This is a genomic window from Rubritalea profundi, from assembly GCF_002954445.1.
GTDB classification, from domain to species: Bacteria; Verrucomicrobiota; Verrucomicrobiia; order Verrucomicrobiales; family Akkermansiaceae; genus Rubritalea; species Rubritalea profundi.
The window spans coordinates 3,658,097-3,679,028 of record NZ_MQWA01000001.1 but is presented as its reverse complement, the minus strand read 5'-3'; the positions used below and the strand labels follow the sequence as shown (position 1 = coordinate 3,679,028).

General features: G+C 53.0%; 10 protein-coding genes. 3 read left to right on the top strand and 7 right to left on the bottom strand.

The features are described from left to right. Positions 1 to 328 precede the first annotated feature (328 nt). From BSZ32_RS16090 to BSZ32_RS16065, 7 genes are all read right to left on the bottom strand, one after another. Positions 329 to 3,211, bottom strand: coding sequence for a hypothetical protein (locus BSZ32_RS16090; RefSeq protein WP_105044360.1), 2,883 nt, complete (start codon positions 3,209 to 3,211; stop codon positions 329 to 331). Positions 3,212 to 3,215: 4 nt separating this feature from the next. Beyond that, entirely contained in the window at positions 3,216 to 5,312 is a 2,097-nt protein-coding gene (locus tag BSZ32_RS16085) for a DUF6603 domain-containing protein (protein ID WP_338066260.1), read from the bottom strand. Continuing rightward, complete coding sequence (locus BSZ32_RS16080; RefSeq protein ID WP_105044358.1) at positions 5,270 to 8,107, bottom strand: hypothetical protein; 2,838 nt, start codon at positions 8,105 to 8,107, stop codon at positions 5,270 to 5,272. The genes BSZ32_RS16085 and BSZ32_RS16080 overlap by 43 nt, the downstream gene beginning before the upstream one ends. Positions 8,108 to 8,115: 8 nt before the next feature. Next, positions 8,116 to 9,708 carry a lipase family protein gene (locus BSZ32_RS16075; RefSeq protein WP_165788899.1) on the bottom strand — a complete coding sequence of 531 codons (1,593 nt, stop codon included), beginning with the start codon at positions 9,706 to 9,708 and terminating at the stop codon, positions 8,116 to 8,118. 606 nt (positions 9,709 to 10,314) lie between these two features. Further along, positions 10,315 to 13,140, bottom strand: coding sequence for a PLAT/LH2 domain-containing protein (locus BSZ32_RS16070; protein ID WP_105044356.1), 2,826 nt, complete (start codon positions 13,138 to 13,140; stop codon positions 10,315 to 10,317). A 24-nt stretch (positions 13,141 to 13,164) separates the two neighbouring features. Next, positions 13,165 to 13,338 carry a hypothetical protein gene (locus BSZ32_RS19005; protein ID WP_165788898.1) on the bottom strand — a complete coding sequence of 58 codons (174 nt, stop codon included), beginning with the start codon at positions 13,336 to 13,338 and terminating at the stop codon, positions 13,165 to 13,167. Positions 13,339 to 13,344: 6 nt separating this feature from the next. Next, positions 13,345 to 18,777: a LamG domain-containing protein gene (locus BSZ32_RS16065; protein ID WP_105044355.1), complete on the bottom strand. Its 5,433-nt coding sequence runs from the start codon at positions 18,775 to 18,777 to the stop codon at positions 13,345 to 13,347. Between the two features lie 484 nt (positions 18,778 to 19,261). On the opposite strand from BSZ32_RS16065, the gene BSZ32_RS16060 reads away from it, so the two are divergent. The 3 genes from BSZ32_RS16060 to BSZ32_RS16050 are packed head-to-tail and all read left to right on the top strand — an operon-like array spanning position 19,262 to position 20,909. Next, a complete protein-coding gene (locus BSZ32_RS16060) occupies positions 19,262 to 20,095 on the top strand; it encodes a nuclease-related domain-containing protein (protein WP_129589799.1) in 834 nt (277 codons plus the stop codon). A 32-nt stretch (positions 20,096 to 20,127) separates the two neighbouring features. After that, positions 20,128 to 20,649: a hypothetical protein gene (locus tag BSZ32_RS16055; RefSeq protein WP_105044353.1), complete on the top strand. Its 522-nt coding sequence runs from the start codon at positions 20,128 to 20,130 to the stop codon at positions 20,647 to 20,649. Next, positions 20,634 to 20,909, top strand: a complete 276-nt coding sequence (locus tag BSZ32_RS16050; RefSeq protein ID WP_129589798.1) for a hypothetical protein — start codon at positions 20,634 to 20,636, stop codon at positions 20,907 to 20,909. The genes BSZ32_RS16055 and BSZ32_RS16050 overlap by 16 nt, the downstream gene beginning before the upstream one ends. Positions 20,910 to 20,932: the final 23 nt, after the last annotated feature.

Here is a 20,932-nt window from a genome sequence, read left to right as displayed (position 1 = left end):
TGGAATCATCAAAGAAGTCATTGGCTTCCGTAGCTTTCGCCTCCGAGGGTTCGAAAAAATGGCAGGTGAATGGGAACTCGCCTGTCTAGCTTACAACTGCAAACGTCTCCACAAATTGACACTGTTCAGCTAACAGGCGGGAGCGACGAGGCCCTTCCCCGTAAAACAACTTCCCAATATCCCTCTAAATCACGCTAAATCACGCTAAATCACAAAAATATCACCATTGAGTCAGACTCCTGAGCTGGGCGCACCCTCGTTCGAAATGATGTAGAGAACCCTCTAGAAAATTGGATCTTCGCCCAATAATTCTAACTCCGACAGACTCTTAAGCCCCCTCATTTTTCAATGTTGGCGCATCGACAGTAAAGCGCACCAGTTCATTGCCTTCAATCATCTGAAGGGCGAACTGGGCTGAGGTGATTTTCTTGAGCGATTTCTCTCCATCTAACAGTTTACCCATCGCGTCAGCTGTAGCTTTAATCTTTAGCAGTTTCTCCATCGCGGCAGCTGTAGCTTCAATATCCAAAGTTCCTCCACCGAGCGATTCAGACTCCTTGGTCTTCCAATCTGTGATCTCCAAGGTTGTCCCTTCCAGTTGCTGGTCGTTCTCGTCCTTATATTCCTCGCCGTTTTCTTGCTTCAGCTCCTTCCAAAATTTGCCGTCCTCGCGCTTGAAACCGAAGTGCAGAGTTTCCGGCTTGAGGTGCACGTCTACCCGCTGAACCGCTCCCTGGAAGAGGCAGAGCAGCACACCGTTGCCCAAGCGCTCCTGTCTCAAGAGCGGGAGCTTCAAGTAGAGTTCCTTGGCGTCCTCCGTTCCCTCATTGATGACTGTGTAATGATACTGCCGGTCGCGGTCCGGCATCATCAGACAGAGTTGGGGATCGTCCTCGGCAGATAGAATCATATCGACGTAGTCCGGATTGGTGTCGAGATCGTTAACGATACAAGATTCATGGTCATCAGAATACTTGACCGCGATTTCCCTAGGCAAGGGCAGCCCGATTGATTCCAATGCTTTGCGCAACTTTGGCACATCATCGGGTGTGAGGGTGGCGTCATCCTCGCTCTTAAACAATTCGACTCCACTGGGAAGCTTGTAAAAAGCATCGACCAGCATTCCCGGCCAGCCGGAAACCGCTTCGGAACGGATCAGCACGCCGCTCATCTTCGGATAGCGATTGTCGGCGATGATGTGTTGGTAGTCTTGGCGATGATCGACCTCAGTGACGCGGCCTAGACTGAAGGCGCCGTCGAGCAGGCAATCCATCCAGAGCGGATCGACCTCGAAAAACCGGATCGATTCCTCGGGAAGCATCCGGGAATCGGGAACTAGGTAATTGAACGGGACGCCTTTGAGAATGTTGCGCTGGTCGAACCAAGTAGAGACCTCGGGGGGCGGCGGAGCCAGACTGGACACCAGGTCCGGGTGCTCATCGGCATGGAGATGAAGATCGCCTCCCGCTTGCTTGAATCGATGGGCGTGCTGGGCGCAAGTGCGCTTCCAGTTGCTCAGCGCCACGGAAAACCGCTTGTCCTCCAGCGCCATGAGACGCCCGAGCTTCCATGCCGCCGCGTAGGTCGTGTCAAAAATTCCGCTCGCTTGATCGAGCCGCAGCAACTGGTCCGAGACCCGCGGGTGACTGCCGAAGCAGGGCTTTACTTTGAAACCTCTGAACTTCTTGTCGGTGGAGCGCTCCACCCAATACTGATCGTCACCCTTGAACGTCCAGCCTCCATGCTCGCTCGAGGCAGATGGAAATCCGCCCGGTTTTGCCGAGGCAAGTCGCTCGAGCCCGTAAAGTCGCTCGCTGTTCCTCCAGGGCAGCAGCGGGCTGTGATACCACGAGACCGTTTTATCTCCTTTACGCAAGTAGTGGCGCAGCGGCACGTAGCCTTTCTCCAGAATTTCACTCTGCTCCGATGTTACGCCCGCCGGCTCCTTCAAGCGAAGCGTGTCCTTGTCCAGTGCAATGATGATCTCTTTGAATGTCCGATCAGGTCGGGTGCAGGAAAAGCTCCATTGCTTCAAGCTGACGAGCCGCGCGAAATTCGCTTTCGCGTCCGCGCCGTATTGAAATTCCCCCTCGGCATTGTATCGATCCTCGAGTGAGACGAGATGAACGGTGCTAAGCCCGTTCGGTGTCGGCAGACGATTGGCCACCACAATCGCGACCTCGGCGTCATTGGTGAAAACATTGAGCACGTCAATCTGCTTGCCCTTTTTATCCTTCCCCCTGTCTAGGCGGGCGACGAACTGCTTCTTGTTATCGGTATTCGTCAGGACCCACTCTATTTTTTCACCGTTCTTACGTGACGTGATCGAGCAAAATTTTTGGGGCGACAGCCGAATGCCCGCTTTTTTAAGAACTTCCCGAAATTCTGCATAGGATTCACCTTTATTAGCTTTGGCGAAAACCTCTTTCGCCGTTTTGGTTTCTTTCTCCTTACACTTTTTGAGAGATGTTTTGTACTTGGTGTCAACATCCACGCTCACTGTCTTGCGCTGACGGACATGGGCGAGAAAATCCAGATCGGCCGGTGAAGGCCGCAGTTCCTCGAGAAGCGCCCGCTCCACATCGATGAGCGTCACCTTGTCTTCAGGGTGCTGATCGGAGCCGATAATCGTTTCCGGTATCGCCGTATTGTGGATCCCAGCGGCCGAGTCTTTCAAGTGTTCGTCGAGCTTCCACGGCCCCTTCTTTTTCTCACCTTGCTTCAACTTGATCACTTCCTTCAGCTCCATCACCTTCGGCTGGGATACCCGCCCCTCCTCGATGTCGTCCTGGTGAAACACCAGCAGCGCCAGCCACGAGGCACTCGATCCCGACTCGCCCTCTTCCGGTTGATCTTTGCCTGACCAAATCTCGCGTTCCCAGGGAAGGGTACTGCGGTTGAAGATGACGTGCGGCAAAACATTGGAGTGTTCGCCGAGGCTGCCGGGCGGCGGGAATACCGTGTAGATATCCTGCGGCGCTAGCTGGAATCGAGGGCCGGCTACGGTGAATTTACGGGTGTTTTCGAAAATTGTCTCAGTGGGAATCTTGGCCGAAGCCGCTCCGGCACCGCTCTCCTTCTTGGTAGTTTTTTGCCCATCAAGCTTATCTCCGATCGTTTGCTCGATCTTCACTTCGTAGTCTCCCGACATCAGTCCAGGCTTGTGGTACTGAATGAACTCGATCTTTCCGCTAAGTAGTTTGTTTGCCATGCCTTTAATTGCTCGTCAGTTGGGGTTGTTCTAGGAATTCGTCGATCAACCGCTTGTCTAGGGTTAGGTCGAAGGGATCGTCGTCCTTGCCGCGGCACATTGCTTGCAGGCTCCTTTGCGCAGGTTTCAAGATCTTCCTCAGTTCCTCTTTATGCGCTGGCTTGCCGCTGACTATTTCCGGAACTGCCGGCTTCCGCCAGGTAAGCTCCAGAAGCGACTGTTCCGGCGGCCCCGGCTCACGATTGTCAATGTTATACCGCAGCACGCTGCACTTGATGTCATTGGTGTCGCCGGGTTTGGGATGACCAGCGGGTCGCACTTCGAAGCCGCAGAGGACATCGCGGATCGGTTTGCCGTTCAGGTCGGCCTCACGCTTCGGACCCCAGAGTGCCGCTGGCACGCTCTTGAGAACCGGGGCGAACCGGAACTTATCCAAGCAGTCTTCCCCGTCCCATATCGCCGATATGGTCAGGGTCGATTCCAATTCACTCAGTTCCATCGAGCCAATCCCTAGCAGCTTGTCCGACTTACCGGACGGAAAGCCGTTCAGTTTCTTTAAAGTTTCATCCTTCTGTATTTTCCCAGTCGCTTTTTTCACCGGAATCACCGAATCGATCGACAACGCGAAGTGCTTAGGATTGATAAGCCAGCGCTCGCCGCCAGGCGCGTCCGCCTCTTTCTTCGTGCGCGACAGGCCGTCCTTCACCGCGATCGTGCAGATGTCCTTGTCCGGCGGAAGGAACGAGGTTTTGAACTCGAGCCAGGTTAGAGGGGGCGGTTTCTGAATACCGGTGGCACCGAAGGAGACATTGAAGGAAACGAAGATGAAATGGACATGGGCCGTGCCGGCAAATTCGGGTCCCCAGATGTGCACCCCTGCACCAAGACTGGCACTGACGGTTCCGAGAAAGGTCCGATAAGAGGCGCCGATTTCGATCGAAAGGCCAATATCGTAGTGGAAAGGCTGCCAGCAGACCAGGAAGTCGGCCTTCAGATCGAACCAGGCCTGGAGCCGGCCTTTGTCCAGCCGGGCTTCCAGATGCCCGCCGGCCATGACGGCGCAAGACGTCAGGGCGAAATAGGTCGTGCCCTTGACGCTCAGATCCGAGTCAATTTGCCAGTTAAGCGCCAGGCGCTCAATGGACGGATAATGCGCCGGAACATGGAAGCTGGGATGATAGCCGCCGACCGAGAGGACAAAGTCTCCGCTGTGAGGGCCGGAGAACCAGCTGTAAAAGGCGAAATCGCCGGTCAGCTGACAGTCGTGCGACAGCACATACGATCCCGGCATAATCTTGCCGTCGATCTTCAACAACTCGTCGTCGGGAATGAATTCCGCGATGAGTCCAATGGTCACTTCCGCGATCGGTGACTTGCCCGATACGGCCGGAGGCGCTACGATCTTCGAAAGCCCCAGCAACTTGATGCGAAACTCATCGCCGAAGGTCGCCACCAGCAGGGCGAAGGAATCGATTAACTTGAAAGAATTGAACTTGATCCCGAGCGCCAGGAAATACCGGTTCGGCGCGGGCGGTATGTAGCTACCTAGGCTAGACAGGATGTCGAGCAGGGCGCTGGTTTCATCTTTGACGTCGCCCACGGGATTGCCGCCCATTGCGATGGACACGAGAGGAAAGCTCTCGATCTCTTCGACTTTAGTAGGCGATTTGAGCGCACGGTTGTAGCCGAAGCCAGCTGCTAGACCGTTGACAAAAAAGAACGCCGGTCCGCCTAACGGCTTATCGAGGAAGGCGTAGACGAACATCGACGTGTACCCATCCATCTCAGCATAAGACCCCATCGCCGAGAGCTTCAACGCCTCGGTCTTGATCAGGGCGACCCCGCTGTACTGGTCAAAAGTCTGATCCTTCTTAGTGACCGGGTCCGTTTTTGTCACCTTCTCGTGGAGAAAGGCCCCACCGATTTCCAACCCGCCGCTGCCCTTGTAATCCAGGCCGATCCCGTCGAGTTTGAACTCCGGCTTGAATTCGCTCAACGGTGAACCTACCCCGAGGCCGTCCAGAGAAAGCGTCAGCCCCGAGTTCGAGAACACGACATCTAGCAACACCCAGAGCGCGCTGTTCTGGTACTGGAGACCGATGCGGTTGAACTCGACCGGTCCGAGCTTTTTGTCCAGCGTGATCCAGGTGGCGCTTCCGCCCGGCTTGGTGGCCGCAGGGTGGTGTCTGCGGCGGCGCTGGCGGCAAGGCTGGTTTCGGCTGCGGGCGTTATCACGGAATTATCCGATGCTGGCGCCGCGATGTCATGCGCGACTTCCGGTGTTTTTTTGCCCCCGTCGCCTTTACCGGACTCTGCTGACTTTGATTTCGCAGTCGTCAGGCTGATGGCCCGTTTGGATTCGCCCAGGGTCAGCACGGCGGACAGGCTCAGTCCTTTTCCGACGACGACCTCATCCGCCTCGCCCTCCGCCTTCGCTTCTCCGAGTTCCCCGGGGAGCTTCAGTTCCGCGATACCCGCCTTCGTCAGCTCCTCGTTGATTCCCTTCAGATGGGTCGCCTGGAAGGAATTCGACGCGAGTAGCACTCTCAACTGGTCGACACCCGCTGTTAGTCCCGCCGGCAGACTCTCGCCGGCGAGCGGAATGTCGGAAAGCTGAATGGACGCCTTCAAGTCAGCACCCAACAGGAAACCGGAAAACGCGGCGGCAGCTTTTTCTTTCCCTGTGACTGCCGATTTACCTTTCGCCGCGCTCTTTTTCACATCGTCTTGTTCGGCAATGCCTTCCTTGCAATACGCGAGGTAAACATCGTCGATCGTGATGGCCAGGCTCTCCGGAATCTGTTCGCCAAGGTCGCCCCCGATGAGATCTCGCAACTCGATGCGATCCCCTCCGTCCTTCCGGTAGCTTGCGACCATCCGGCTGGCGCCCGCCTCTTTGTGGCAACTCAGATTAAACTTCCGCCCAGCCACTGTCAGGTGGCCGTCGAAATCTTTAGTATAAGAACCTTCGTCGTTCTTCTTAGACGTTGACTTCGTTCTGGTGCTCTTCTCAAGGACTTCGGACTTCTTCGGTTGCTCGGATTTCTCGGGTTTTTTCGGTTCCACCTTTTTGATGGTAATGGTGATGACCATATCCACGGGCTGACCGTCTACTTTAAACTCGGTCTCGCACCCGAAGGAAAACCCGGTGCTGTCGTAGCTCATCGCCAAATTGCTGATGGTCAGAGCCTCTAGGGAATCCGGTAGATCGGCATCGATCCCGAACAGATTTTCGAGATCCCCCATCAACCTTCCAATGGGTATTTTCTGACCTGGCCCTGTGCTGCCGTTGAACTGCCAACTCTTGGCATAGTGTGCCCAAATAAATAAATCCACACCGGCCAATGTTAACACACACGCGGCCTCATATTCGCGCTGATGATCGGCATATCGCATGCTCAACTGGACTTGCTTGAGGTCCAAAGTCTTGTCGGCCGCCAATTTGATCTTCCAGTCGCTGGCGACAACAAGATTGATTGAGAAGCTTTTATCGTTGAAATTACCGACCAGCTCCATTCCTGTGATCGATATCTTCGGCAATGGCATTCCGAAGACCTTTTCAGCCAAAGCAGCTAAATCCAGAGATTCCCCCTCAGCCATTGCGGCATGAAAGTCATAGGTGGGATAGGTTAGGGTCGTTTCGAATTTGGTGCTGCCCAACTCCCATATTCCAGTTAACATCCCCTCAAGCGAACGAGAATCTGCGTCAAACGGATCATAGATGTCCAGGTCCAGCGTCGGTTTAATCGAGATGATGTTGTCGATCAACTCAATGTCATGTTCCGTCGTCACACTCAAACTCAGTTCACGCACAGATCTGGCATTCAGGTCAAAAATAATTTCGAGTTTCGACAACTGAATCTCAAGCAAGATATCAAACGGTTTAGGGAAATACTCATCGGTATTGCCCATTTCACTCAGCAACGTTCTCAGCGACGGAAAGGCTCGAAATGCTAGTGCAAGGGTCCTATGGTAAAGATCGTAATCTGCTTCAACCGTGCAAGATTGGCTACCAAATCCGATCGAGCCGTCTATGATTACTTGCGGTGCCATATCACCGGCTTCTATCAACGCGAAGCCCAGTCCAAATCGATCGAGCTTCAGCTTTAAGAGACCAAGTGTTAACTCGGCGTTGATCGTTCGGCCCACGATCAAATAAGGAATGGAATCTGATTGGCAAACAACGCCATGACCAGGAATTTGCCCCTCCAATGGAAAGCCTGCAAGCAGGTCTCCAAAAATTGCACTGACGTCGCTATTAATTGTGATTTGCAGAGGCAGATTTAGACCGGCCCTGATCTCGTTTGCCGGAACCAACTCTTCAAAGCCAGTTGGATATATCTGATCGAATCCAACCGAATAATCCAGAGAGGAAAAGATAACAGCCTTTTCCCCAAGGACAAGGTTCTCGACATAGAGGTCGATCATTGACTCGGCGGACTTGGCAATTGGTGAAGTATTGTCAGCACCACCGTCTTCCTGCACGTAGGCAATTAACGAAGTGATATCGGCTCCCGCTCGATATTCCTGCAGGTCGGCATTGGCCTCCAGTTTCGGAGGAATCTCAATCTTTAAAACAGCGTGCCGTTCGGGGGCTGATTGCGTATCGCGATCAAAAAGAGAGAATCGAACCGGCACATCCTTCCACATAAACCGGCCTAAGACCGTTAGTGTCCCATCGAAACTAATTTGATTCACCCCAGCTAATGAGCCTAACGGAGAGTTCGCCTGCCCCCCCACGTTGGGCAGGTATTTGAACGCGGCGAAGGAAAACTCTTGCTGATCGAAGAGTCCACTCAGCTGTGCGTAACAGTGCGGCCCAAGGATACTCTGAGTCAGAGACAAGTTCCCCTGCATTAGTTGATTTTTGATTTCCTCTAGTGGGATGATCGCCATGTTCGCCTTTAAATTAAATCAACAAGATATTGAAAACCGCTCTCAGTAATATTCTGGTCGGTAACAGTAGAATTAACCGCCAACAAACGCATAAGAGAAATCAGACCAAGAAAATTGTGGGTTTGTTCTTCGAGATTGAATTGTTTCTTGAAATCTTGCCACGTATGGTAGATATCGTCTAGGTCGTTCCCGAACCCTATTTGATCTAGTGTCAGTTGATTTACCACTTTCCTAATTTCATTCTGCTGAGGAGATGTGCGGCGATCGAAAGAAGATTCTTTGTCCAGCGCCGAGTTCATACACTTGAAGTATTCGATGGCACGGCTGCCGAAATCGGACGATAACGATTGTTTTCTAGCGATCTCGAAGTGAGGGTCTTCTAACAAATTTACGAAAACAGGAAAGATTTTCCAAGGCTCATTTACATCCCAATAGTCTTCGGCCTCGGGATTGCTGTAAGCCGTTTTCGTTTGTGCCGGCACATCCTCTTTGTGCGTGGCACTTGCGATCAGAGCGCGCCTGATCAAATAAGGTTCGTGGCATAGTGATCCACGATTCGCGAAATTGGTCACACCATCTGGCAGACCGTGAATCGTTAGAGGGCAGAGAATACCCAATGAGCTACTTGATGTGCGATGCGGGGGCTTTGCCACAATGTCGTTCCCCAGCACGACTCTTCTTGCGTTTCCTTTAAAGTTATTGTTGAACTCCGTTTCGAATTCACGATCACCGACCCAAGGCGCACCATAGGTTATTAATTTAGTGTCTCGCCAGGGCCAAGTTTGTACGTTGCTCGGCATTTTGTTTAGGCGCATATCGCTCGGTATATAACCATAGCCGTTGCCTTGGACGACTGCGCTCACAAAGTGAGTTGCCAGCGCTCCCCCTAAACTATGTCCGGTCACGTAAATCTCACTCGGTTTTTTCTTCTTCGCGAGGTGAATTTTATCCAAACATTTCAAAATGGTAGGTAACATTCCCTGCATGCTGATAGCGAATCCCGAACTAGATTGGCTCTTGGAACTGATAAAGTGATTGTCACAGTAGGTCGCGTACGCCAAATCCGTTACCCAATCCGCATTTCCTCTTCTCCAACCTCCAATTCTGCTGGCCCCTTCGTACATCGCCCTACTCACTTTCCCACTGCGGCTCCCTCGAAAAACAATATGGACAGCATAATCGGCTGCGTTTCTAGGTAATGGCCTAACCAAAATAAAACCCATTAGGCTAAGCGCTCCTTGCTTCTTTTCAATTTGCCCTCCGGTCTCCCCCTCAAAGCAATATATGTCGCAATCTTTAATCCCATCATCATTCTCTTTTGTTATATCTTCAATTTTGGTCGGCGCCCCTTTTGCAACGTAAGTTTTGCCGATACGCCGTGTGATTTCAGCGGGGGTGTTATAAAGAATCCATTCTCCGGTCTCTGGAAGTGCGAAACATGGTCGGTGTGGGTTTATCTGTTTGTATCGATACCGAATAGGATCTAAATGATCGGGACAGCGCGGTAGCCCGTCAGGATCTGGCGCAGACTGGCGCACCGCGTCCATGAAGTTTTCGCGGCGCTCATCTTTTTTGTCCATCTGCTCATAGTAGGGATCCATCGGCCAGACCAAGGTTTGAGTGTATAGCTGGTAGGAAAGGATGCATAGATCCAGGTGGTAGATGAGGTCGTCATGTTGGTTATACATTGTGATTTTTGTTCTGAAATCAATCTCTGCGCCGTGCGCCCTCGCTGTCGATTATTGTATAATCTGGCATCGGATCAATTTTGGTTAAAAGGATTACAGGGAATCGGCGTTAACTGCCGATCGAGGTTGCCGGTAGGCAATGATATTGCTTTGGCGCGGAACATTTCTCTCTGGATGGAAGTTGACATTAGATGCACGTCCTTTCGTTGCTTGGTTGCATCATAGCATTTGATTCATGTGGCCGGCGGCTCATCTTGGTTGGGAGTTCAGGCTTTGGGATACATGTTAGGATTTCTTGCCGCCACATCAAGATCGTAGACGCGATGCGTGATTCGTATTTTTGGTGGCTGTCGCGATTATCACGGTTCGTGTCATTGCGTTTCTTTTGATGAGCGACTTTGAATCAATATTTTATGATAAAATTCACATAGATGTTCTTGGGACGAGTTTCAGTGAGAGTCGTGGAGTGATGGTTCCGGTTGTGGTTTCGTTTCAAGCCGGCCTCGCGCACCGCCTTTTCTAGCGCGGACCTATCGCAATAAAATTGAATGACGTGTCTTCGTGATGTTTTGCGTCACCAGAGACATCTGCGATCGAGACTGTAAAATTGGTCTTTGATGGCAGCACGGTAATGCAGTTGTCATCTTTTTCATCCAAGATTCCCACTTGAGTCACCACCACGGACGGAGTTCCTTTGAATTCTTCTATGAAGGTAATCTTGTATCGACCGTTGGCCGTTCTCGTGTTGGTCTTGTTCAAGCCATCACCCCATTCGAGGTCTCCGTTCTCCTTAATGCTGCCAACAATAACGCGAAGATTTTGCACGCCGGCGAGAGCAAAGAGGTTTGTTCCGAGTGTGACTGGTCCGCCCGTGAGCGCCAGTCCCTCTTTGGAGTGAATCGTCAAGTGGTCGTCTTTATCCTCGTGAAGATAGACGTGTTCACTATCACCGAAGTTTAGCTTCGCGTTGTAGCTCCATTTCCCTTTGGTTCCAGAGAGCCGCAGTGCCGCGTCCTTCCCCGCAATGTGGAGAGCGTGGGTAGGTGCCGTTGCACCAGTGCCAATCCCGACATTGCCCTCAACTAGCAGCCCATTCGTTGGAGCGGGATGAGCCTCGGCGTAGGTCTTACCGACGGTTAACCCCTTAGTTACTGCCAGCTTACTCTTCGGTAAAGGTGTCCCGATTCCGACGTTGCCTTGACTGCCGCCTCCCGTCTGCAAGGCGACGTGATGCTGAGTGGAATCCGTCCTGAGATGAGCATGACCTGTGATACCATCAGTAAAAAGGTAGTTAGTGTGCTTGTCGTTCTTTAGTTCCACTACGGCTGAATCAGTCGAGTGACTTACTTGAAGCGGACCTCCGTGAATGTGGAGTCTTGTCTCAGGAGCGACTGTCCCAATGCCGACATTCCCGCCTTCAAACACCGCCGCGGGTTTCGGAACGTGAGGACCGTCATTGTCTTTGGTTACATCCACATGCAGTTTCGGGGTCGGTTTGTCGTTATAATTGACAGGCTCCATGTCGGTGCCTATCCCCACGTCGCCGTGTCCGACCTTACCCTGACGGTACACCAGCGGAGTTTTCTCGATCAGGCAAGTATAGTGTCCGTCCCAGTAGCCCGGGATGTCCTCGTAATGGAGGTAGAGATTGGCGTAGCCCGTTGGTGACGACGATTTTAACTCGGATAATTTCAGTGTAATGCTCTCGCCTGGGCCGAGCCCATAGTCGGCATCACCCGTGTAAGTAAAATGCCAGCTCAGCCTCTCGCCCTGAAGGGATAATTCGGGCTTCCACTGGGGGTTCTCTCGGGTCACCTCATGTTTCAGCAATTCAATACTGTCATCGGGTTTCGCGGAAGTGGGTTCTTTCAAATAAATCCAATCCGTACCCGCAGCCGCGGTTGCGGAAACTACGGCAATCGATGACCGGAGAGTGCGTTCCCCGTCTCTCCTGACGAACATCAACGAAGAATTCTCGGGAAGTAATTTCTCCAGACGCCCCGCGATTTGGATTTTGGGCCCGGGCTCTATCTGACCGACTCTATCGACGTGACTTTCACTTAGCTTTGTCCGCCCCGCATTGTCGCCAGCCCCCCATTGAATCTGGATCCCAACGGCCTCCCCAATCTTGGTCAATGCCCACTCTTTCTTCTCGTGGTCCTTTTCCAGATCAAACGAAATCGAGAATCTGGAAGCTGAGTTCTTAGTGAACATGATTGTCTCCGAATTAGAAGTGTTTGTGATTCGCAGGTTCAACTCGTTCGCAGTCTCTCCATCGTTCAGGACGGTGTTGGATCCGACAAAGCCGACATGCAGTGGGATATACTGTTTCCCCTGGTGATTGACAATGTTGAGGAACTGATTCCGCGTGCCCTCGGGAATGACCTCCTTAGGCTCTTTATCCTTATACACTAGGTGCCGGTAGTTCAGGTGGATGCGGGTTCCTCGGGCACCGCCACCAGCACCCGCGCTCAGCTTAAGGAGCTCCAGATGGAGCCTCGCCTGCTTGGGAATTCCGGCCGCAGCGCCGGGTGTCTTGGGGGGCTCTGCGCCGGGATCGACCTTCAAGGCCTCGGCAAAGTTCTTCCCGCGATTCTCACCCACCCACAATAGCGATATCCAATCGGTAAAGTCGGTGGCGTCCGGGTCGTATTGCATGTCCCAACCCTTGGCGAGAGTGGCTAGCCGGTAGGCGGGATCTTTCAGGCAAGCCTTAGTCTTCTCGGAGAGCACGCCTGGCCGAAAGCTGAGCTGAAAATGATAGAGGTCCTTCCCTGCCTTCCAATCCGTCCACTTGAGCTTCGCGCCCTCCGGATTTTTCGGTTTGGGATCTGTGTCGGGCGTTTGGAACTCGATCTCGCGCGGCGAAGTATTTTTCAGCTCCAGAATTAGGGTCTGCTTCTTTAACTGCGATTCGTCATCGGTGATGAAGAGAACCCGCTCATCGTCCTTATTATAGAAATCGAATTCAACCGGATTGGCGGTGGTGAATTTGGGGGTGGAAGCAAAAAGGAATACATCTTCCTCGTCTTTCTTTTTACCGAGCCAATTATTATGAATGAATTTTACAGCAGGCTCATTTCCTTTTGACACCTCAACAAACTCCAGCCACCAGGAACCGCCCTTACAACGCACGTTGATCTTTACCACCCTTCCAACATCAGTAGCTTTGATACAGTAGGTGTCGGCATTGCCTGACTCAAAATCATCATGATTTTCCATATCGAGCTCTGTTTCAGCCGCCTGATCAGCATGCCCGTAAAGCGTGATGTATACATTGCCATCTGTATCACCTCCACTTATGTCCCCTGTCCTTACGCGTATTTTGTAATCGATCTTACTCATGATAATGTTCTTTTTGCGGGATAGCTATTGGTCGTCTTCGGATTCACCCGTTTCGCCGGGCCGAGTCTGCAACTGGGCCTTCGATTGAGCCTTGATTTTCGCCACCAGTGGAAAGACCTCCACATAGGGGCGTTGTCCGAGGGCGTCGAGGATGGTGTTGATTTCGGATATTGTTAGATTAAGGCTAAGTTGTTCCATAATGATTCAAGCGTGAATTTCGTCTTCTCGGTGTTTTTTCAAGACCAGCCATCCCTCGCGGATTTCCAGGCCGATGCCGAAGGCCGCCGTGGTCTCGACTGGCGAGAGTTCGAGGGATTCGGAGTTAAAAATGCGCTCGACCCATTTCGCGGTGGCTGTTCCGTCTTCGCCTAACTGAGGGACGGTCGCTTTGAGGGCGGTGATCCACTCAGGATGCAGCTCGAGATTTATCGGGGCGCGTTCGTCGATCGGAACGACCCGGGCGCGGGTCGTGTCCTCGGGAATGGCGGCCAGCCAGCGAACCTTCGCATGCAAAAGATGCCTCCAGATCTCTTCGCAGAGCTTCTTATCGGATACGCCGGAGAGCGCCTTCAATTGATCCAGGAAAGTGTCACGTTCCATGACTGATACGGAGGTGGTTTCGGACCAGAAAAGGCGCTCGATGTCGTCTTCGAGTATGGAGCGTTCTTTCGCTGTCTCCCCTGTTTTTGTCTTCAGCTTTTCATGGGATCCCCGGCGACCCATTGGGATGATGCGGGCCCGGTTCATATTCGTCGGATCCGGAGTAATCCACTGGCTGACAACGAGTCGATCCCAGAGTTTATCGGCCTGCGCAGAGGTGGACTTGTTTGAGAGAGATTCCGCGAAAACTGTCTTGTCCAGCCAGCGTTTATGTTCCAACCAGGTCCAGTCGAACCCGGTCTCGTCCGGAACGGCCACGCTGCGTGTACCATGCGCCGTCAGGATGGGGGCGGTGAGGAAGGTGACCTCGATGGCCTCAAACGCCGCAGCATACTCCTCGGCGGGGATATCGATCACCTTGGTCGGTAACGCTCCGGAGGTAAGGTGGACTTTCCGCGCGTCGAACAGCAGGGTCGCAGTCAGCTTCGGGCTGTCGATGCTTTGGGTAATATGAACCGGTTCGTTGTCCTGATGGAGATTAATATCAGGATGATCGATCGTTTTATTGGGCGCGTTATCGGGCGTCTGCGGTGCGTAGAAAGTGCCGTCTTTGCCGACGCTGTCTTTGCCTTGGCCATCTTCGTCGTGTTGGTAACGATAGCCCTCATCAGCGCCATCCTCCTTTTCTTCGATCCAGTAACCGACCACGCCGTCGTTGAGCTGCTGGTATTCGCCGATGCGGACGGGGAACTGAACCTTGGTGAAGTTGTCAGTCTCGCGGTGGTCGCGGCGCAGGTCCTGCTGGAAGGCGTGCCAGCCCTGGTGGATGGCCGGAGTGCCCTGCAACTGCAAGTCCAGCGAGGCTCGGACCACGGCAATCGGCCGGCCCATCAAGAGAGCTAGACTGCGGTGCTGGGCATGGCCCTGGGGATCAATGGTTTCGAGGGCGCTTTCGATGGTGGTGAGAAAGTCTTCGAGGAAGTTCTGCGCGCCCTGCTTTCCGAGGATGTGCTTTACCATCTTGGCGAGATGCGGATTGATGTCCTTAATCTCGTCGACCTCTCGGTTTCGGCCCGGCGCCGGTTCCCACTGGATCGCGTTTCCGCGCTGCAGGATGGAGCCGAGGGCCCCGCCGTCGTGGTCATACACTGCTAGGGTCTTCTGCAGGTTGTTGGGTAAGACCCAGCCGCAGATCGGCGTGGCGTCGGGATCAGTTTCATTCGACCGCAGCCAGCGGAAATCGACCCGAGCCGGTTGTACCAGCCGGGGCGGCATCCACGTCAGGTGCGGGCTGAAGGGCACGCTCAAGCGCTGCGGCGTGATGATCTCGTGGCCTGCGGCGAGGATGGCTTCCTCGTTGAAATCCTTGACCTGGCCGAAGGTGTCGACCAGGCGCAGTCGGGTGACCGACATCGCCCCGGTGCGGATGGGATTAAACTGGTTAGTGGGCTCGGGCGCACTGTGAATGCTGTCGCCCAAGAGACCGGCGACCTTCTTGGTGAATGACTGGTAATCGTCAAAACCAAGCGGATCCTCGACCGGCAATTGCATGGTCTGCTTGTGCATGAGCAATTCGTCGTTAAAACCTCCGAGCGACTGGGAGAGAAAGGTCTTCGGATCGCCAGCTTCATCATAGAGTTTCAGTCCAGCGCAGATGACGACGTAGACCGGGTCATCAGCTTTCTTGTGCTTCGAAAGATCCTCGAATTTCTTGTTCGCGGGATCGTCGTAGGTGGGTTTCTTCGTATACCATGTCTTCAACTGATTAAGGAAATCCTGGGTCAACTTGATGACTCCTTCGCTCGAGGCCAGCTCCGGTCGCTTGGGCTGCTCGCTATTAAACCAACTCGCGAGCGACTCGTGATAGCTTTTGAGGGCCTCGTCGGCGGGCAGGGTCTCATGTTCTTTCTGTTCCTTGAATGCGTAAATTTTCTCACCCAAGTCATCGAGGAAGGTCTTCAGATACTCCGCAATCCGCTCCCGCAGCTGTTCGCTGCCATGCGGCGTCAGATAACAGCGGTTACTGTAAACCGTACCGGCGGCGAGTTCCTTCAGATCTTTTTTCTTCACCTTAAGATCGACAGCATTGTCGCGAAGACCGTAGTTGGCCGTGATGACGTCCGGTGCAAACGACGCGCCTTCGATCTCTTTATTTCCACGCGCCGGCCGGAGCAGCACTTCCCATTCCAGCATGATGGGATGCCAGGGTTGACCTTGCCAGGTTCTCTGCGGGATCTCCTTGGTGCTGCCTTCCAGCGCGGAGCCCAAGCTACCGGAGAACTTTTTGACGGCCGCATCGAAGCCGGCTTTTCTGGGTTTCTGCTTACCGGCCGCCATATCCTGCAACGCTGTAGGAAGAGATTTGATCAGCGGGCACTCGAGCACGCCGTCCATCCCGTGGCGTTCGGTGGAGCGGATGCCCTTGCCCTCCATCAGGATGACCGGCTCATTGGGCTGCCAGTAACGCGGTGCCGCCTTGCTGTAGAGCTGGTAATCGGACCGGGCACCGCCGTTCATATCTCGGCGCACCTCCGCGGGCAGGAGCGCTCGGTTATCGACTCGGACCTGGGTCATTTCCCCCTGAAAACCGTTGGGGTCATTCTCCGAACGGGCGCCAATGAAAAGCTGGTCGAATTTGTTCAGAGAGCCGATGGCTTTCTTGCCGGGCAGATTGGAACGTTGCCCGTCAATGTAAACCACCAGGACGGGACTCTCCGGCTTGGGTTCCTTCGGATTTTGTGCATCGGGTGCCTTGGTCATGGGGCGTTCGCAAGTGATCGCTAAATGATGCCATCGTCCGGGCGTAATCACGCCGATCCGTTCGTCGACGTTCGGGCACGACACTACAATGCGAGCCGTGGCACCTCGCCTGATTGGCTCGAGCTGGAGAAGCAGCGTTCCGATCTTAAAAACGATGCGCTTCCCCTCCGTCTTCTGGTCGGGCTTGATCCACGCCGAGAAGGTGACACCGCCGTGTGCCTCCGCGCCTAGCATTTCTAACTTCACCCTGGCAAAACTGGTCTGGCCGTTGAAAGGCAAGGACTTCTTGAAAGCCGAGTTTGTACTGGCCGCAACCGCTGTGGGCTCCTCCCGAAACTGGAGATTGTGCTCCAACCGGCCCTGTAAGCCTGCTGCATCCATGCCGGCCGGCCGGCCAAGCGGTGTCCCGGCATCCGGCCTGAAATGAACGATCAGGCTGTCATTGTAGTGATTGATTAAGTGATCGAGTTGTCCTTTTGCTTCATCGCGCTTGGCATCTATTTTCTCAAGTTCCCCGACGATCTTCTCGAGAGGCTTGAGATCATATTCCTCAATAAAGAACTTCACCTCGTCCACATCGGGGTAGTCGTCTCCTCGGATGGTGTCCGCGGGATGATACGTCGCCATCATGTACTTATACCAGTCCGAGAAGAGCTGTTTACGCTGGGTCTGGATCTCGTGCTGTGCCTTGTCGTATCGGTCCTGTAAGCGGTTTAGGTCGGAAAGTTGAGTTGTCATTTCCGGCGGGAGCATGACCCGCCGCTGCGCTTGGGCGTGGGCCGCGCTGGAATGCTGGAGCCCCTCAGCTTCTCCGCCGTCTTTCCCTGCAACTGACGGTGTCACGGATTGGGGGGAACGCGACTGGAGTCTCACCGCCCAGCGCAGGCCGCTGGAAACGGGGGTGAAGCCGGAACTATGACGGGCCTCCCGGAACTTGGGGCCGATATCGAGCTTACGGTTGGCGAGCTTGCCCGAGAGGTGAAGCGATTCGAGCTGGTCTTCGAGCCGCTCGAGAACCTTGGCTTCCGGCGTTGGTCCGAATTCCGAATCCTCCCCGTCCGTCAACTCATGCGCAAGGTAAGCCGATAGAGCTTCCATAGTCGTGTTACCGATGGATATTTTGACCTCGCCCGCGATATTCGGTTTCTGAATTCCGTCCTTAGGATTTTCCGCCGCAAACGATACTGAAGAGTAGTAAAGGGTTCGATCCAAGCTTCCAGTGTCAGTAACGTCTGGAAGTTTCCAGTCGAAGTCTTTCAGCTTTTGGATAGCGAGAAATTTCGCGTTTTCGCCTTCTTGAAAAAACGCCAAACCGGCTTGGACAAAGTCGTGAGACTGGAGAGCGAGAAATTCGTGAAGTTCACTCCGTAGGGCATCACCACGGATGAGATCGTCGAGAATTTCAGCTAACGAGTTTCTTGAATCAGAACGGGTGGCGTCGATGCAGGTATTGAGGAAGTCATCTCTCCTCATCGTTTTCCCCGCCCGATCCTGATCAACCCCGGATGGATCGACCTCGAAGCATTTGAGAATCGCCTGCCCCAGCACCAGTCTCTTGACCGGATCATGAGTCCCGGTCGAGTGCCAGCCGATGATCTCGTAGCGATATCCCGAGTCTCCAGCCGTAACCTCGTCATCGTGGAACCCGAAGACGCTGTGGCAATTTGGGTAAAAGGCAGCGAATGCTATCTCGCCGTAGCCAAGCGCAGTGAGGGGTGTTTCTTCGGGGAAATACGAAGATTCAGGCGGTTTGCTTTCTTGCAACCACAGATCCAGCGGCACCTGTCGGCCGACATAGCGAAACGGCTCGTTTCTCTTCTTGTCAATTTCGCGGTAGAAATAGCTGATAGAGCCGGATCGCTCGCGCTCGGCCAAGGCGTATTCTTCGTAATTTTTATCGCCTTTTTTAGGAAGCGGAAAAATGTAATCGCTCTCGACCACCCAGGATTTTTGGTTTGAGCCCTTATTACGCGTGATCAGCCAGCGGTTAGGAAGCGCGGGAAAGCGGGTTTCTTTGCCATGATGCACGCCCCGAGTAAGGGCATCAGGCATTGACCAGTGTAAGTGCACGCCCGCCTTGAGATGAAGGTTTTGGCTTTGGAAAGGCTGGGAAACGATCGACTCGCTGATATTCGCATGGTCGGCATTAATCTCCCGTTTCAGTTGCCGATCCACGTACGGTAACCGGGAAAAATCGGCCATGGCTTCCACCATCAGACGGTCCGCGTCCAGAACGAGGGCGTCGACGTGAATGGGGACAAGCAGAGCGTCGCTCACTGGACTCGGATCTCCTCGATGGCAAGGCGACTGCTAGCGAATCGCTGTTTCGGCAGTCTCGCCCCTACTGTTTCGATGTGGCAGCTAGGGATTTGCTTTTTGGGTAAGGAGGTCGAGAGCATCGTTTTTGGTGGGAGAAAGGGAATTGCGGAAGTTTCTGATGTTAGCTAACAGATTGAAGCGGGGATTCCTGATGTTAGCTATCAGATAAAAAATGCAAATGATCGGCGAGTAGGCAAGCATAAAATCAAATATTGGAACAATAGCAGAAGACTACCTCTATACCTAATTCCGGTGAGATGTGCAGTTATGAACTGGATGAAAATCTAGATAAATAATCTCCCACTGTCCAAGATGCTTGCATGTCTTGAATCGAATTTAGCCCAGAGCAGGTAGAGTCTCGCATAGTCGTCGACTAACAATCAGCACAAGACGGCCTTGCATTGCACACTCTAACAGTATAGCTCTAGCAACATGTCCGAACGTGTCACTAGTGCTCTCCTCATTACGTTTGCCCCTGCTGCCATCTACATGGGTGTCCTGTGGTTGCAGTTTCGTAAACGACGGACACATAGTAAACTTCCAATCAAGGCAATCCCACGCCCTCCTGGATGGAGCCTACAGCAACGCATTAGCGAACTCGAACCTCTATGTTGTTTTACTCATGTGCTCAGGAGCGTTTGCTGGATTCCTCTATTGGGTGGGAATAAACCTATCAACAGTCCTCACCATAGCTGGGCTGGGCTCACTCGTTGCAATCTCCCTGCTCTACCGCCTGATGCCCACCTACGCCAATTACAAGCTAGGCCTGCTGGGAGAGCAAGCTGTTGGAGCGATCCTCAACACCCTCTCACATGAAACTGTGCAGGTGTACCACGACTACCAGGTCAATGAGCCCGGTGATAAACCATGGAACATCGACCATATTGTCGTGACAGCCGAAGGTGTTTTCCTCCTAGAAACCAAGGCTCGCAGGAAGCTCAAACAAAAGAACAAGGATGGCCAAGATGGCTACCGCGTCAAATACGATGGCTCGCGTCTCCATTTCCCATTCGGAGTAGATCACTACGGCCTCAAGCAGGCTAAACGCAACTCTGAGTGGCTCAGTAAACAACTCAGCAGTTCAGTAGGTGAGCACGTCCAAGTCAAGCCACTGCTCACACTCCCCGGATGGATGGTAGAGCGAAAGGGCCGAGGTGAAGTCGACGTCCTCAACGAGAAGGAACTGCGGAACGACTTCAAGAGACCCAAGCAGGTAATTAGCCCGACACTACAGAAGCGTATCAACCATCAGTTGGAACAGCACTGCATCGTTTGACCTGAGTAAATAACAGTTTAGCCTACGCTCACATGGACGGAATTTGGGATGACGGAGAATGGATCTCCTTGGAAGAGATCAATCGGCAACTCTGCGACGAAGAGAATAATAATGAACCCGATTTTTTCATTGAAAAACTGATCCACGTCTCAGCTTTCTATCAGAGTCTATATGGTAGCAGTCTGATACCGCACTCGTTTCTAGAAAAGCACTTAGAGCGTATCATTAGTGAGGAAGTAGAGGACCGGGACATCCTCACTGAAACTGATGCTAACAGGATCAAAAATCAACTCGAACTCTATAAAGAGAATAATTTTGAACCCACACTCACAGATATTGACGTTAATTACGTGAGCCTGCTCCACCTAGCCGAAGAGTACCATGAGATACTTAATTTCGACTCTGAAGACAATTATGAAGATCCCAAAAACCTTCATACAGAGTACTTGCCTATTTACGGAGAACTCGGCGAGTCCTACGCCTCCCACCGATTTGGAATCAACCTACACCCCCCAATGCACAAGGCTCAGATGGTTCGATGCAAACAATGCTAGTCGAAGTCAAAACAATCACCCCAGTCAAGCTAGGTAAATATGTGACCGTCAAGCGTGCGGGCAACTGGGGAGTGCTCGCCATCGTCAAGATTGACACACAATTCCGCATCGACGCAAAACTGATTAAGCGCTCCAGACTTCCTAAGGGAACTGGTAAATTCGTACGCGTCTATTGGGATAAATATAAATCAGAACACTTTGATATATCGCCCGAGTATTACATGAGTAGAGCCAGACTCACAGCCTCACCCTGTATTTGACCCACCCTACCCTCTAACTTGGG